At 55.3% G+C, this 15,675-nt stretch carries 14 protein-coding genes; 1 reads left to right on the forward strand and 13 read right to left on the reverse strand.

From position 1 onward, the window contains the following. Positions 1–1,064 precede the first annotated feature (1,064 nt). Genes gltX through DQX05_RS29155 form a run of 4 tightly spaced genes read right to left on the reverse strand, consistent with a single transcriptional unit; the run spans position 1,065 to position 4,940 of the window. Positions 1,065–2,519, reverse strand: a complete 1,455-nt coding sequence (gene gltX, locus DQX05_RS29140) for a glutamate--tRNA ligase (RefSeq protein WP_119796735.1) — start codon at positions 2,517–2,519, stop codon at positions 1,065–1,067. Between the two features lie 57 nt (positions 2,520–2,576). Next, complete coding sequence (gene ispF / locus DQX05_RS29145) at positions 2,577–3,059, reverse strand: 2-C-methyl-D-erythritol 2,4-cyclodiphosphate synthase (protein WP_006676467.1); 483 nt, start codon at positions 3,057–3,059, stop codon at positions 2,577–2,579. 33 nt (positions 3,060–3,092) lie between these two features. Continuing rightward, positions 3,093–3,806 (reverse strand): 2-C-methyl-D-erythritol 4-phosphate cytidylyltransferase, encoded by a 714-nt coding sequence (gene ispD, locus DQX05_RS29150; RefSeq protein ID WP_119796736.1) that lies wholly within the window; start codon positions 3,804–3,806, stop codon positions 3,093–3,095. Between the two features lie 42 nt (positions 3,807–3,848). Next, positions 3,849–4,940 carry a PIN/TRAM domain-containing protein gene (locus tag DQX05_RS29155; protein ID WP_119796737.1) on the reverse strand — a complete coding sequence of 364 codons (1,092 nt, stop codon included), beginning with the start codon at positions 4,938–4,940 and terminating at the stop codon, positions 3,849–3,851. A 202-nt stretch (positions 4,941–5,142) separates the two neighbouring features. On the opposite strand from DQX05_RS29155, the gene DQX05_RS29160 reads away from it, so the two are divergent. After that, positions 5,143–5,538 carry a nucleoside triphosphate pyrophosphohydrolase family protein gene (locus DQX05_RS29160; RefSeq protein WP_119796738.1) on the forward strand — a complete coding sequence of 132 codons (396 nt, stop codon included), beginning with the start codon at positions 5,143–5,145 and terminating at the stop codon, positions 5,536–5,538. 114 nt (positions 5,539–5,652) lie between these two features. Here DQX05_RS29160 and pssA read toward each other — a convergent pair whose 3' ends face one another. The 9 genes from pssA to DQX05_RS32735 form a co-directional block, all read right to left on the reverse strand. Beyond that, positions 5,653–6,381 (reverse strand): CDP-diacylglycerol--serine O-phosphatidyltransferase, encoded by a 729-nt coding sequence (gene pssA, locus DQX05_RS29165; protein WP_119796739.1) that lies wholly within the window; start codon positions 6,379–6,381, stop codon positions 5,653–5,655. 54 nt (positions 6,382–6,435) lie between these two features. Then, complete coding sequence (gene disA / locus DQX05_RS29170; RefSeq protein ID WP_119796740.1) at positions 6,436–7,509, reverse strand: DNA integrity scanning diadenylate cyclase DisA; 1,074 nt, start codon at positions 7,507–7,509, stop codon at positions 6,436–6,438. Positions 7,510–7,525: 16 nt separating this feature from the next. After that, complete coding sequence (radA, locus tag DQX05_RS29175) at positions 7,526–8,893, reverse strand: DNA repair protein RadA (protein ID WP_119796741.1); 1,368 nt, start codon at positions 8,891–8,893, stop codon at positions 7,526–7,528. Between the two features lie 244 nt (positions 8,894–9,137). Next, complete coding sequence (gene clpC, locus DQX05_RS29180) at positions 9,138–11,576, reverse strand: ATP-dependent protease ATP-binding subunit ClpC (RefSeq protein ID WP_119796742.1); 2,439 nt, start codon at positions 11,574–11,576, stop codon at positions 9,138–9,140. A 2-nt stretch (positions 11,577–11,578) separates the two neighbouring features. Further along, positions 11,579–12,664 (reverse strand): protein-arginine kinase McsB, encoded by a 1,086-nt coding sequence (locus tag DQX05_RS29185; protein ID WP_119796743.1) that lies wholly within the window; start codon positions 12,662–12,664, stop codon positions 11,579–11,581. A gap of 67 nt (positions 12,665–12,731) precedes the next feature. Continuing rightward, positions 12,732–13,295 (reverse strand): protein-arginine kinase activator protein McsA, encoded by a 564-nt coding sequence (locus DQX05_RS29190; protein ID WP_119796744.1) that lies wholly within the window; start codon positions 13,293–13,295, stop codon positions 12,732–12,734. Between the two features lie 98 nt (positions 13,296–13,393). Further along, positions 13,394–13,858, reverse strand: a complete 465-nt coding sequence (locus DQX05_RS29195) for a CtsR family transcriptional regulator (protein WP_119796745.1) — start codon at positions 13,856–13,858, stop codon at positions 13,394–13,396. 256 nt (positions 13,859–14,114) lie between these two features. Further along, a complete protein-coding gene (locus DQX05_RS29200; RefSeq protein WP_259392301.1) occupies positions 14,115–14,414 on the reverse strand; it encodes a LysR substrate-binding domain-containing protein in 300 nt (99 codons plus the stop codon). Between the two features lie 848 nt (positions 14,415–15,262). After that, positions 15,263–15,394, reverse strand: a complete 132-nt coding sequence (locus DQX05_RS32735; RefSeq protein ID WP_259392302.1) for a hypothetical protein — start codon at positions 15,392–15,394, stop codon at positions 15,263–15,265. Positions 15,395–15,675 lie beyond the last annotated feature (281 nt).

Raw genomic sequence — 15,675 nt, forward strand, 5'->3', positions numbered from 1 at the left:
TACTGCAAACATGCACTTCAAGCGCGTCTTCAATCGTCTACTGCAAACATGCACTCCAAAATACTGTAAAATTACATGATTTTCATCAACAACGGTGGGCAGCCTAATGAATCCTGCAAATATACAGGAATTCTCGCTGTTTTGCTCAAAAAGTCGTCTGACCAGCGAAAAAAACTGCACTTTTGCAGCATTTCACGCTAATTCCCGCTCCGAGATGAAAAATTGCTGCGTTTTTGCAGGATTGACGGCAGTCCAAAAACGTTGCCGGCCTACAGACTACACTGACCCGTGGCCCCTTTGTGCCCTTCATACAAAAAACGCCCCCGCAGCCCGTAACGGCTGCAGAGGCGCAAGGCGCGGTTCCACTCTGCATAGACAGCGATAAGGCGCCGGCAGTCCCCTTTGCAGGATCCCGTCGCGCGAACGAATATCGCTATCCATCTTCACTGTCCCGTAACGCGGACAACCCGCCGCCCCCTACCCGTGCTGCTGCACGCTCAAGGACGGAGCTTCCGGGTGCAACGCGCCAGCCGCGAACCGGAACGACTTGCAGCCTGCCAGGCCTCGGCTGTCTTGTCTGCCGCGTCCTGCCCGGTCGTTCTCTCTGTGCGGTTCGGTATCGCTGACGCTCTCCCGTTCATCGCCTTTTTTGGATGATTCGACTTCCTGTCGTCAACCTTATATTATTGCCTTTCCTAACATTCCAACTATCCTGATGCTTCTCAGTATATCGGATCGGTCCGCCGGCTGACAATAAGAAGTTGACCCCTTAGAGGCGGTCGACAGTTATGCCCCTTGGCGGAGATGCCCACAGTTATGCCTCTTGGCCGAGACGGCCCGCAGTTATGCACCTTGGGCAGGCCCGCAGCTATGCACCTTTGGCGGAGACGGCCGCAGTTATGCCACCTTGGCGGAGATGGCCCACAGTTATGCCCTCTTAGCCGAGACGGCCCGCAGCTATGCATCTTGCCCGAGGCGCCCACATCTGCGCTCCTCGCAGTGGCGATTCCGCGCAGCTACACGCCTAGGCGCTGACAGACCGCCGGCCCGGCCGCTGACGCCGCCTACGCGCCTTGGCGGAGACGGTTCAGCACCGTCTCTTTGCCGAGCAGCACAATCGTCTCGTTCAGATCCCGCCCGTGCATCTGGCCGGATACGGCAACGCGGACTGGCATGAACAGCCCTTTGCCCTTGGCGCCAGTCTCCTTCTGCACTTCCTTCAGCGCAGCCTTAACCGTATCGGCATCCCACGCGTCCGCCGCTTCGAGCTTGGCGTGCAGCGCCTGCAGCACTGCCGGAACCTGCGGCTCCTCAAGGATGGCCTTCGCCTCTTCGTCTATCGCCAGCTCATCGCGGAAGAACATCTCCGACAGCTCAACGATGTCCGAAGCGCAGGTCATCTGCTCCTGATACAGCTTCACAAGCGCCTTCGCCCAAGCATGCTGCTCTTCGCTCAGCGTCTCCGGCAGGCGTCCCGCCTTCTGCAAGTGCGGGATGGAGAGCGCCGCAATCCGCTCCGGATCCGCCTGCTTCATGTATACGTTATTCAAGTGAGCCAATTTGTTCGTGTCGAATACTGCCGGACTCTTCGACAGCCGGTTCGCATCGAAGATCCGAATCAGCTCCTCGCGGGAGAAAATCTCCTCTTCCCCTTCCGGCGACCAGCCAAGCAGCGCGATGAAGTTCAGCATCGCTTCCGGCAAATAGCCGAGCTGCTCGTATTGCTCCATGAACTGGATGATCGACTCGTCCCGCTTGCTGAGCTTCTTCCGGTTCTCGTTCACGATGAGCGTCATATGCCCAAATACCGGCGCTTCCCAGCCGAACGCTTCGTAAATCATCAGTTGGCGCAGCGTATTCGTGATATGATCCTCGCCGCGCAACACATGCGAGATGCGCATCAAGTAATCATCGAGCACGACCGCAAAGTTGTAGGTCGGGATCCCATCCTTCTTCACGATGACCCAGTCGCCAGTCGTCTCAGACTCGAACGTAATCTCGCCCTTGACGAGATCGTGGAACGTATAGGAGCGCTGCTCCGGCACTGCGAAGCGGATGCTCGGCTGGCGGCCTTCCGCTTCCAAACGGGCCCGGTCCTCTGCCGTCAGATGGCGGCAAGTGCCGGCGTACTTCGGCGTCTCCCCTCGCGCCATCTGCGCTTCCCGATCCGCCTCCAGTTCCTGCTCGGTACAGTAACAGTGGTAGGCGAGACCGCGCTCCAGCAGCTCGTCCACATGCTTATTATAAATATCGAGACGCTCAGTTTGACGGTACGGCCCGTATTCCCCACCGACATCGACGCTCTCGTTCCAATCCATGCCGAGCCATTTCATATACTTGAACTGATTCTCTTCGCCGCCTTCCACATTGCGCTTCACGTCCGTATCCTCGATGCGGACGATAAATTCCCCGCCATGATGACGTGCGAATAAATAGTTGAATAATGCCGTGCGCGCATTGCCGATATGCAGATGTCCTGTTGGACTTGGCGCATACCGGACACGAATGTCGTTGCTCATTAGGATTCCCCTCCGGACACATTACCTAGTCTTGATCTATCCAATAATGATACCATATCACTGCGAAACGTGAAATAAGCACACAACCGCTTGCGCAGCGATGCCTTCCCCCCGGCCCGTGAAGCCCAGCTGCTCGGTTGTCGTCGCCTTGACATTGATCTGCGACACGTCCGCTTCAAGGAGCCGCGCCAGATTGGCCGCCATCTCCGGCACATACGGCAGCATCTTCGGCTTCTGCGCAATAATCGTGCAGTCGAGGTTGCCCAGCCGGTAGCCCCGCTCCTTCGCCAGCGCCCATACCTTCTCCATCAGGACGCTGCTGTCGGCGTCCTTATATGCTTCGTCCGTATCCGGGAAGTGCTTGCCGATATCGCCCAGCCCGAGCGCCCCGAGCACCGCGTCGCTGACCGTATGCAGCAGCACGTCCGCATCGGAGTGCCCTAGCAGTCCCTTGTCATACGGAATATGCACGCCTCCGATAATGCAAGGACGGCCTTCCACCAATTGGTGTACGTCGAAGCCTTGTCCCACTCGTATCATGTTCTGCCTCTCCCTTCGTCGATCCATCCGTTCTTACCGCTCTTCCCCTGGCCGTGCTGCGCGGCGGGCGAGCCACCAGGACGCCCATTCCAGATCGTCGGGCGTCGTCAGCTTCACATTCGTGTATTCCCCTTCCACGATGCGGACCTGCATCCCGGCCCGCTCCACCAGCATCGCATCGTCGGTGCCTATGAATCCGTCCTTAGCGGCCTGTTCATGCGCCGCCATCACGTCGGCAAGACGAAAAGCCTGTGGGGTCTGAATCGCCCACAAGCTGCGGCGGTCCGGCGTCGCCGTAATGACGCCTCCGTTCACCTGCTTGATCGTATCCTTCACGGGCACGGCCAGGACGGCCGCCCCATGCTCTCTGGCAGCCTGATAGCATGCCTCTACGCTGTCCGTCTCCACGAATGGCCGCACGCCGTCGTGAATCAACACATAGTCCAGACCTTGCGCCCGGACCGCCTGGAGCCCGGCGTACACGGAATGCTGCCGCTCCGCGCCGCCGGCTACGATAGCCCGGACCTTGTCCAAGCCGTACTCCTCTTGCCAAGCGGCGCAGCGGGCCGTATCGTCCGGGGAGACGACCCAGACGATGGCTTCGCATGCCGGCATCGTCTGGAACCGCTCCAGCGTATGTATAATGACCGGCTTGTCCAGCAGCGGCAAATATTGCTTGCTCTCGGCGGCGCCCATGCGCGATCCTCTGCCGGCCGCCACGATAACCACTCCAAAGCCCTGTTCCATCCCTGTCAACCTCCATGATGGTGCTCTTCCCATCATACCTGTTTATTGGGCTTTTTCCAACAGTTTTGGCTTGGCAAAAATCATGCGTCCGGCCGACGTTTGCAGTACGCTCGTCACGAGCACCTCCATCGTCATGCCGATATACTCGCGCCCGCCTTCGACGACGATCATCGTCCCGTCATCCAGATAAGCGACGCCTTGGCCATGCTCCTTGCCGTCCTTGATGACCTGGACGACGATCTCCTCGCCCGGCAGGACAACCGGCTTGACCGCATTGGCCAGGTCGTTGATGTTGAGCACCGACACGCCCTGCAGCTCGCATACTTTATTCAAGTTGAAGTCGTTCGTGACCACTTTGCCTTTCAACACTTTGGCCAGCTTCACCAGCTTGCTGTCCACCTCGGAGATTTCCTCGAAGTCCCCTTCGTAGATCAGCACCTTCACTTCCAATTCTTTCTGGATCTTATTCAAAATATCCAAGCCTCTCCGGCCGCGGTTCCGCTTTAGCAGATCCGACGAATCAGCGATATGCTGCAGCTCCTCCAGCACGAATTCCGGGATGACGATCGTCCCCTCAATGAATCCTGTCTTGCAGATATCGGCGATGCGGCCGTCGATGATGACGCTCGTGTCCAATATTTTATGCTCTTCGAAGCGAACCTCTTCTTCCTCCGGCACTGGCTCGCTCAACCATGGCAGGGCGGCGATCCATTCCGCCATATCCTGCTGTTTCATCAGCGCGATCTGCAAGCCCGCGCTGGCGAACAGCACCAATAGCACGGCCGACAGCATCAGCCCGCCGCTTCCGAATTCGCGCAGCAGCGGCGTCAGCAGCGCGGCGAAGCAGATTCCGGCGAAAGCGCCGGCCGTGCCCGTAACCAAGGTTCCTGTGGACACGAGCGAGATGCGCTCCCGCCATCCAATCCAGCTTTTTGCCAACGGCATATAAAGTACACGACTGAGTACGAATAAGCAAAATGCCCCGCCTAACGCCCATGTGAGCCGGCCGGCAGATAATCCCGGATTCACCAATCCCGTGAAGCCCATGGTCTGGGCGTACCAATAGCCATGGAGCTCCCAACCGGCCCAGGCGCCGATAAGGCCCGCCATTCCGGTAAACCAACGTTTGAACATGTGCGTCCACCTCCTCACTTTCAATCGATTTCCTTACAATTATGGCCCAAGCTCCCGGCTCCTAATCGTTAATTTCCATATTTTCCTGCCTGTCCAAGTTGAAATATGGTAATTCAGAGACGTATAATGGACATGAAACCGTGTTGTGAGCGATTCATGCGGGCTGTGCGCCGCATCATATCAAGAATAGAGGTGGATGGAAATGAGTACTCCCAATTTGCAAGCGCTCCAAGAGCAAGTAGCCGATCTAGTATTAAGACACCGGAGCCTGTTGGACATTCTGTCCAAGTACGGCCAGTCCGAGGCCTCCGTTAACCGTGCCGTTACGAAGGCAATCACTGAATGCGGATGCCTGGAGCTTCATGCCAAGCGTCAGCCTTATAAGGCAGAGATGGACGTGGAGGAAGCTCGCCAGTCCCTCGAAAGCCATGTACGCGGCCATTTATGCGAAAATTGCAAAGATATCGTGAAGCACGAACTGGGCAAGCATCTGTTCTACATGTCGGCTCTGTGCAACCTCCTCGACATCAGCCTTGACGAGGTGGTGAAGCAGGAATCCAGCCGGTGCGATACGCTCGGTATCTTTAACTTGTCTTGAAGAAGCAGCCGCAGCCGCGGCTGTTTTTTGTTCAGGCACGCGAAAAGCCCTCTCCGCCAATGGAGAGGGCTTCTTTCGTATAAAATCATGAACGATAGCAAGTGCAGGATGCCGTTACGAATGCTTCGAACGGACCCATTCTTCCGAATCACGCTGCTTGCCTCGACGTCGGTTCAGCATCCTAACGTTTTTTTTTAAGCCGAGCAGAGCGTACAGGACCAGCGGCACGAAAATAAGTTTCGGCGTCTGCTCCGGCTTCCAGAGCGCGATGCCGACAGCTGCCGCGATGACGAAAGGCGTCAGCCAGAGCGCTTTTTTGGAAATGCCAACCTTTTTGAAATTCGGGTATTTCACGGTGCTAACCATTAAGTACGATAACAAAAGCATGGCGATGATTAGATACGGTGCCGGAATACTTTCATGGAACAGCGCCAAGGTGCAGGCCACACCGCCTGCAGCCGGAATCGGCAAGCCGATGAAGTAACCCGGAATGCCTGCCTTCACATTGAAGCGGGCCAGCCGGAGCGCGCCGCAGATCGGGAAGATGGCGGTCACTACCCAGCCCAATGCCGGACTCATATCGCTAAAAGCTACAACGTACATAATAAATGCCGGCGCCACACCGAAGGAAATGACATCGGACAAGGAATCAAGCTCTTTGCCGAATTCGCTTTGCGCGTTCAAGGCCCGGGCCACGCGGCCGTCGAGACCGTCCAGCAGCATTGCGATGATAATCATGAGAGCAGCCAAATCATAATTATTATGAAACGCAAGCATGATGGAAATGATTCCGAGGAACAGGTTACCAACGGTAAACAAGCTCGGAATGGACTTTGTAATCATAGGTTCACCTCTAATTTTACTATGCCCAACGTTCATCTTTTCATTGTAGGAAAATCAAATTTGCCTGTCAATGAATACCTGCTCCTGAATGCGCTTGAGCCCTTCCTTGATAGCGCGTGCACGCACTTCGCCAATTCCGTCCACGTCGTCCAGCTCTTCAATCGTAGCCATCATGACGTGAGGCAAGTATTGGAACGTGTCCACCAGGTTCTGTATGATGACGTTCGGCAAGCGAGGAATCTTGCTCAACACGCGGTAACCGCGCGGCGATACGGATTCATCCTGAATTGCGCTTGTCGTCGGGTAACCGAGCAGCCGAATCAGATGATGCGCGTCCAGCAGCTCGTCGGCAGTGCTCTTCTTCAGCAGAACGAGGATATCGCGGACTTTGTCATCCCCGTTGTCGCGGGCATAGTCTTTGAGCAGCAGCCACGCATCCTCCTCCGTATTGCTGACCAGCTCTTCCAACTGCATGCTGATGAGACGGCCTTCCGTTCCCAGCTCGTTGATGTAACGCTTTATCTCCATTTTAATACGTAATACCATCTCGATCCGTTGCAACACATTGACCACATCGTACAACGTCACTTGCTCCTCGAACTCGGAAGCGGTCAAGTTCGTCATTCCCTGAACAAGCACGGCTCGATATTTCTCCAAGGTCTGTATCGCCTGATTCGCCTTCGTCAGGATGACGCCGATCTCCTTCAGCGCATAGCGTAGGCTGCCTTGATACAGGGTAATAATATTGCGGCGCTGAGAGATCGAGACGACCAGCTTGCCCGTCTGCTTCGCCACCCGCTCGGCCGTGCGGTGGCGAATCCCCGTCTCAATCGACGGGATGGAGGAATCCGGGATCAGCTGCGTGTTCGCATACAGGATCCGCTTCACGTCTTCGCTCAAAATGATCGCGCCGTCCATCTTGGCCAACTCATATAAGTAGCTCGGCGTGAAATCGCTGTTGATGGAAAAGCCGCCATCGACGACCTCCATCACTTCCGGGCTGTAGCCGACAACGATAAGCGCGCCTGTCTTCGCCCGGAGCACGTTCTCCAGCCCATCGCGGAACGGAGTGCCCGGCGCAACCATGCGCAACAGATCGTTCATAATATCCTGCTGAGTGTCCTTCATTCTATATCTAAGCCCCCTAACCTAACGCTGCGGTCAATGCTTCCGCTACCGTATTTACGCCCACTATCTCAATAAGTCCAGAAGGGGTCCATCCCCGCAGGCTTTTCTCTGGCAAAATAATCCTCTTGAAGCCCAGCTTCTCTGCTTCCTTCACGCGCTGCTCCGCACGGGACACCGCGCGCACTTCTCCTGTCAATCCCACTTCGCCGAAAACGACGTCATACGCCTGGGTCGGCATATCGCGGAAGCTCGACGCCAAGGCGACCGCAATGGCGAGATCGACCGCCGGCTCATCGAGCTTCAGCCCGCCGGCCACATTCACATAGGCGTCCTGGTTCTGAAGGAACATGCCCATGCGCTTCTCCAGCACCGCAATGATGAGCGACAACCGCTGATGATCGATTCCCGTCGACATTCTTCGCGGCGAAGGGAAGTTCGTCGCCGACACGAGCGCCTGCATCTCGACAAGAACTGGGCGCGTCCCTTCCAGGCTGGCGACGACTGTCGAGCCGGAGACGCCAAGCGGGCGTTCCTGAAGGAACATCTCTGACGGATTCTTCACTTCCGTCAAGCCGCCTTCCGTCATCTCGAAGATGCCGATCTCGTTCGTGGAACCGAAGCGGTTCTTCACGGCCCGCAGGATGCGGTACGAATGATGGCGCTCGCCTTCGAAATAAAGCACACAGTCCACCATATGCTCCAGCATGCGGGGGCCGGCAATGGCTCCTTCCTTCGTCACATGGCCGACGAGGACGGTCGCGATGCCTCTTCCCTTCGCAATGCGCATGCACACGCTTGTGCATTCGCGAACTTGAGCCACGCTGCCGGGAGCCGATTCGACCGACGGCTGATATACCGTCTGGATCGAGTCGATGACGAGAAAATCGGGGCTCATGGCCTCGATCGCCTCTTCAATATACTGCAAATTCGTCTCGCTCAGGACGAACAGACGCTCGGACAGCACCCCGAGCCGGTCAGCGCGCAGCTTCGTCTGGCGCGTCGATTCCTCGCCAGACACGTACAGCACCTTCAAACCGCTGACTGCCAGCGCATTGGACGCCTGGAGCAGCAGCGTCGATTTGCCGATGCCCGGGTCGCCGCCCACGAGGATGAGCGAGCCCGGCACCACGCCGCCGCCGAGCACACGATTCAATTCGTCAATCGTCGTGGACAGGCGCGCTTCCTGTTTACTTTCTATTTGTATGATCGATTGCGGTTTTTCTTTCGTCCCAATGAGGGATGTGTGGACGCCCGCCGTCTTGACGACCGTCTCCCGCTCCTCCACCATCGTGTTCCACTCGCCGCAGCCCGGGCATTTGCCCATCCACTTCGGCGATTCATATCCGCAATCCGTACAGAAAAACTTGGTTTTTACTTTGGCCATATCAGCCGACACTCCTACTGACGCATCATTGTATAGGTTGCCACATCTATATTAGGTTTATCGGCATAACGCGATACAAAGATAAAGCGTGACAAATTTTTACTGGCTATTGCCGAAGATTGTACATTACCTTTAAGTTTACCATTTTTAAGTAGGGGGCGAAAGGACTTTCGCATTTCATGAAAAAAACGCATCTCCTCCCAGAGGAAGAGATGCGCTTGGATGGAGCCGTTCTATGAAAATGTCAGGCCTTGGTCGGCGTAGTGCGCAGCACGACCAGGTTGCCGTCCTGTTCGTCGATCGTGACGGAATCCCCCTTATCGATGTCGCCCTTCAGCAATTCCTCGGATAGGCGATCTTCGATATGCTTCTGAATCGCCCGGCGGAGCGGACGCGCTCCGTAGGCCGGATCGTAGCCTTCCTTGGCCAGGAACGCCTTGGCCGCATCAGTCAATTGGAAATCGACATCCTGCTCCTTCAGCCGCTTGCGCAGTTCCTCGGCCATCAGCGTTACGATCTCGGCAATATGCTTCTCCTCCAGCGAATGGAAGACGATAATCTCGTCGATCCGGTTCAGGAACTCCGGACGGAAGCTCTTCTTCAATTCCGCCATCACTTTGTCTTTCATATTGTTGTAGTCGCGCTCATTGTTGTCGGAGGAGGTGAAGCCCAGCGTTGTATTGCGTTTGATCGCCTCTGCACCGACATTCGAAGTCAGAATAATGAGCGTGTTGCGGAAGTCGACGACCCGTCCCTTGGAATCGGTCAGGCGTCCGTCCTCCAGCACCTGCAGCAAGATATTAAATACTTCCGGGTGCGCCTTCTCGATCTCGTCGAGCAGCACGACGGAGTATGGCTTGCGCCGCACCTTCTCAGTCAGTTGGCCGCCTTCCTCATAGCCGACATATCCTGGAGGCGCTCCGACCAAGCGGGCGGTCGAATGCTTCTCCATATACTCAGACATATCGATGCGGATGACCGCATTCTCGTCGCCGAAGAGCGACTCCGCCAGCGCACGGGCCAATTCCGTCTTTCCGACCCCGGTCGGGCCGAGGAAGATGAACGAGCCCATCGGGCGCTTCGGATCCTTCAAGCCTGCGCGTGCCCGGCGAATCGCCCGGCTAACCGCCTTGACTGCTTCGTCCTGGCCAATGACGCGCTCATGCAGGACCTCTTCCATATTGAGAAGACGCTGCGTCTCTTCTTCCTTCAGCTTGACGACCGGCACGCCGGTCCAACTGGAGACGATCTGGGCGATATCTTCCGGCGTTACCTCGGAATCCATGCGGCCCTGCTTTTCCTTCCACTGGTTCCGCACCGAATCCAGCTCCTCGCGCATCTTCTGCTCCGTATCGCGAAGCGCTGCCGCTTTCTCGAATTCCTGGCTCTGCACGGAAGCGTCCTTCTCCTTGCGGATGTCTTCCAGCCGAGCTTCCAGTTCCTTCAGATTTGGCGGTACCGTGTAGGAATTCAAGCGTACTTTGGAGCCTGCCTCGTCAATCAGGTCGATCGCTTTGTCCGGCAGGAAGCGATCCGTAATATAGCGGTCGGACAGCTTCACGGCCTGCTCAATCGCTTCATCGCTAATTTTGACGCGGTGATGCGCTTCATAGCGATCCCGCAGCCCTTTCAAAATCTGAATCGTCTCTTCAAGCGTCGGCTGATCGACGGTAATCGGTTGGAAACGGCGCTCCAGCGCGGCATCCTTCTCGATATATTTGCGGTACTCATCCAAGGTCGTCGCCCCGATGCATTGCAGCTCGCCCCGGGCTAGCGCCGGCTTCAAAATGTTGGACGCATCGATGGCGCCTTCCGCTCCACCCGCACCGATGAGCGTGTGCAGCTCGTCGATGAACAGGATGATATTGCCTGCCTGGCGGATCTCATCCATAATTTTTTTCAACCGATCCTCGAATTCGCCCCGGTACTTCGTGCCGGCCACGACGGACCCCATATCGAGCGTCATGACGCGCTTGTCGCGCAGCGTCTCCGGAATCTCATTGTTGATAATCTTCTGAGCGAGCCCTTCCGCTACCGCGGTCTTCCCGACGCCCGGCTCCCCGATGAGGACCGGATTGTTCTTCGTCCGGCGGCTCAGCACCTGGATGACGCGCTCAATCTCTTTGCTGCGGCCGATGACAGGGTCGAGATTGCCTTCCTTGGCGGCAACCGTTAGGTCACGTGCCAGACCGTCCAGTGTCGGCGTGCTCACATTTTGTGATTGGCCGTGATGGCTAGATACCGCTTCACTGCTGCCCAGCAACTGCAGCACCTGCTGGCGCGCCTTGTTCAGGCTGATGCCGAGGTTGTTCAGCACACGGGCCGCTACGCCTTCGCCTTCACGAATGAGGCCAAGCAAAATATGTTCCGTGCCCACATACGTATGGCCCAGCTTGCGGGCTTCATCCATGGACAGCTCAATGACTTTTTTGGCGCGTGGGGTGTAGGCGATGTTGGTCGGCTGCTCCTGCCCGCGGCCAATGAGGGACTCCACTTCGTCCTGTATCTTCTCCAGACCGAGGCCGAGCGCGACGAGCGCCTTGGCGGCAATGCCTTCGCCTTCCCGGATCAGGCCAAGCAAAATATGCTCGGTTCCGATATTGTTATGTCCGAGACGCACGGCTTCTTCCTGAGCCAATGCCAATACTTTCTGGGCACGTTCCGTAAATCTTCCGAACATCATATTCAAGCACCTCCATTGGTCGTTCTTGATTTGCTTAATTTGTCGCGTATCAGTCTTGCCCGATACATGTCGCGTTCTTCCGTAGACAATGATTTCTTGTATATATGCTGAAGGAAGCCTGGCTGTGTCATCACAAGCAGTTCATTGAAATCGGAAGGATCAAGATGGTTCAAAATATTCAGATCCGAACCGAGTCGGATGTCCGACAGCCGTTGGGCCGCTTCCTTGGAGTCCATTATCGCCGCATGCTTCAATATCCCGTAGGATCGGCAGATGCGATCCGTCAGGCGCATGCGGTTGTTCTCCAGCAGCTGGTCGCGCGCCGCCTTCTCATGCCCGATGATTTGCTTCACGACGCTGTACAAGCTGTCGATGATCTCAGTTTCCGATTGGCCAAGCGTAATCTGATTCGACACCTGGAACAGGTTGCCTATCGCCTCGCTGCCTTCGCCGTAGATGCCGCGCACCGCAAGCCCCACCTGGTTGACCGCCTGCAAAATGCGGTTAATCTGCTGGGTCATGACGAGGGCCGGCAAATGCATCATGACGGAGGCCCGGATCCCCGTGCCCACATTGGTCGGGCAACTGGTCAAGTATCCCCGCTTCTCATCGAATGCATAATCGACATGCGCCTCGAAGACATCGTCGATGCGGCTGGCTTGCTCCCACGCTTCCCGGATTTGCAGCCCCGGGTACAAGCATTGAATGCGAAGATGGTCTTCCTCGTTCAGCATAATGCTGATAGACTCATCCTCGCTCAGAATGACCGCCCCGTTCCGCGATTCATTCACGAGGGTCGGCGAGATCAAATGCTTCTCAACCAGCACCTGCTTCTCCAGATCGCTTAGTTCCGTCAGGCTCCATCGATGGAAAGACGTATGGAAGCTCGACATCTCCGGCTGCTCGATGACCGCGGTCAGTTGGTTCAGCACTTCGGCCGATTGCTGGTTCGTCGCAAGCAGCGGGAACGGCACGCCGCATAGGTTCCGCGCTACGCGGATGCGGCTGCTGATGACGATCTGGGAGTCCGGTCCCGTTCCGCGCATCCAGTCACTTATCGCATGTTCCATGAATTGGCGTTGGGCCATTTCGTCATCTCCTTTCACCTTAACGATCATTCGTCGTTGTCATGATATCGTTCTATCGTTCAGGGGGTTAGCCATGCTGAGCAGGCGAGTCAGGGCCCCCTTCGCTCCCTTCCTTCTCCAACTGCCGAATACGGTCGCGCAGCTGAGCAGCCCGTTCGAATTCTTCCTGCACAATGCTCTTCTGAAGCTCGAGCTTCAGTTCATCCAGTTCGCGCTTGCGTTGGATGCGCCCGCCGCCGCGCTTCGGAATTTTACCGGTATGGACCGTATTGCCATGGACCCGCTTCAGCAGCGGATCAAGCCGGTTGCCGAAGAAGGAATAGCATTCGTCACACCCGAACCGGCCCAGCTTGCCGAACTGAGAGTAGGTCAGACCGCATTTCTCGCAGCGCATCGCTTGAGGCTTCTGCCCACCGTAGTCTCCGCTTCCCTGGGCGGCTCCGCCGGACAAATCGAAGTCCAACAATCCTGACAGCAAATTATGGATGGAGAAGCCGTTAGTCGTGCCCGGTATCCATTCGCCTTTCTCACGAGCACATGATTCACAGATGTGAAATTCCGTCTTCTGCCCGTTTATGATTTTCGTAAAGTGCAGTGTAGCCGGCTTCTGACCGCATTGTTGACACATCATGGCCATTCTCCTCCTTATCCTCGTGGATTCAATTATAGTAAAGGGATCGGCAGTCCTACTATCGCCTGATTCCCGGGTTAAAATAATGGCGGCATGCGCTATTGCTTGCTTAGCAGCCCGAGCAGCATCGCCCGCAGGAGACGGGCGCGGATCTCGTCCCGGTAAGGCAGCTTCAACGCCAGATTGTCGCGTGATACGGCTGCCCGCAGCAAAATCGCTTCCCGCCGGGAAATGACACTCGCTTCTTCCAGTTGATAGATGAGCCCTTCCGCTGCCTCTTGCCCGATCCGGTTGCCAATCGATTCGCATAGATGGGTATGAATCGCCCGCTGAGCCGGAAGCTCAATCCGCTGAATGCGGATATAACCGCCGCCGCCGCGCTTGCTCTCCACAACATATCCCTTCTCCAAGGTGAAGCGAGTGCTGATCACATAGTTAATCTGGGAAGGAACACAGGAGAACTGCTCTGCGAGGTCGTTCCGCTGAATCTCCACGGCGCCTTCCGGACTATCGATCAGCATAATTTTCAAATGCTGCTCAATCAAATCGGAAATATTGCGCATCTTCTGCCCTCCTCTGCGTCCATATCTCTCTATATTAGCTTTAACCATTATTGACTGTTACTTATTCGGAGATGACAAAAACAATGGGTTTTTGTCAAATTAAGTCTGACTTTGACTTTCTTTGACCTTGACTTTATGATAGCACTTTTTTCTTGTGGTTTCAAGCAGCTTTTTCTTACGCTTCGTCCTTATTTAGTGTAACAAAAATGGACCAATATTAAACTTGCATGCCAAAGAATTAAGGGATTCCGAAGCTCTAGGATCGAATGCGCGGCCCTAGCCAACAAGGCGATGAACTGTCTAGCCCCGGAGATAGATGCTTGTTTTTATGATAAATATAACGAATGCCCCGTTCAAAGGTTACATCCTCCATTGGAATCTTGGCAAGCAATCCGCTGTCGCTTTCCTGCTTGACCGCGAGCCCGGATACCGCCGCAATGCCTAGTCCGTGAATGACACCTTGCTTGATCCCCTCCAGGCTGCTGATTTCGATTGAATTGGAGATGGCAATCCCCGACTGCGCAGCTTGTGATCGAGAAAATGCCTCGTCGCTCATCCACGACCCGAGCATCCGCAAAGATCGGGTGTAACGTCTTATAATGATGGCGCCTAGGACGCATGTCCGGCATGAGTTCGTGAGGTCCTTGCTCGGTCTGATGGGATATGTGAAGAAGCTGGGAAACTAAGATCAATCCGAAGCGGAGTTTTTAATGGCATCAATGATTCCGTTTTTTTGTATGTGGACATTGCTCGCCTGAGTTCAATATGACCGCTCGTTGGGCACTTGGCTCTCCGCGAAGCTGTGGATATCCGTTTTGGAAATGTATTCTCTCAATCGATATTTGTGAACATTCCGTGGATACTGTGTATGAAAATGTGGATGGTGAGGATAACATGCAGGATTTCGCAGGCCAAAAAGATATTCACAGGTGGATAACTTTTTTTGTTTGCGGTTGGGCTTATGAAATAGCGTCGTTCTTCGTCAGGTCTGATATGTGGACAACTTATAGCTACTCATACCATCGAAGTTCAGTTCTTCCGCGCAATACTTGTCTCGAAAAGTGAAGCCAGCCCTGCAAGCCTTGTCGCTCAACATCGCCTGTTGTGTCTTTATATTCTGCATGCTTGAACTACCTGCACGGTTAGCGTTGCGTATATAGTCTTCGGGGGCTATACGCATTATATAATCTTGTAGTCTATTTCATTGTACAGCCCCTTACCTTGTACCGCCACTAAAGTGCTAACCCCCTCTGCGGAGTCTGCTTGGCCTGTGACACCGAATTCAGCCAAGTGAGGACTGCTTGGAGGCACTGTAAGGTAACATGACTAGTTGAATCCTGCAAAATTGTAGTAGTTCGCTAGAGTCGCCTATTCGAAAATGGAAATCCTGCAAAAACGCAGCAATTAGATATGCACAGCTTCATCAAAAGGAGAATCCTGCAAAAGTGCAGGAATTTCACCCGTTTCTCTTCGATTTGGAGCAAAAGGAACTAAAATGATGTAGATTTGCAGGAATTCCTCTCGATGTGGGCTCATTGGGCCGAAATTCCTGTAAAAACGCAGCAATTCCCTCCACACGCTCTACCTCAGGAGGTCCGCCCCAGGGAACAACGACGCCTCGAGAATGCGATGATGCCTCAGGATGCAACCGAGCTTCTGCGCCTCCAGGATCAGAGGGTGCCTCTCTGATGTTGCTCTAGGAAAAGAAAACGCCTCTCCGATGACGCCTCAGGTAACGGCTCAGATAACGCCTCAGGATGTAACGAGCCTCAGGATGCGATGACAGGTCCGACCGGTTACCGCGTTGCCCTGCACCG

Origin of the sequence: Paenibacillus thiaminolyticus, assembly GCF_003591545.1 — a bacterium.
GTDB lineage: Bacteria > Bacillota > Bacilli > Paenibacillales > Paenibacillaceae > Paenibacillus_B > Paenibacillus_B thiaminolyticus_A.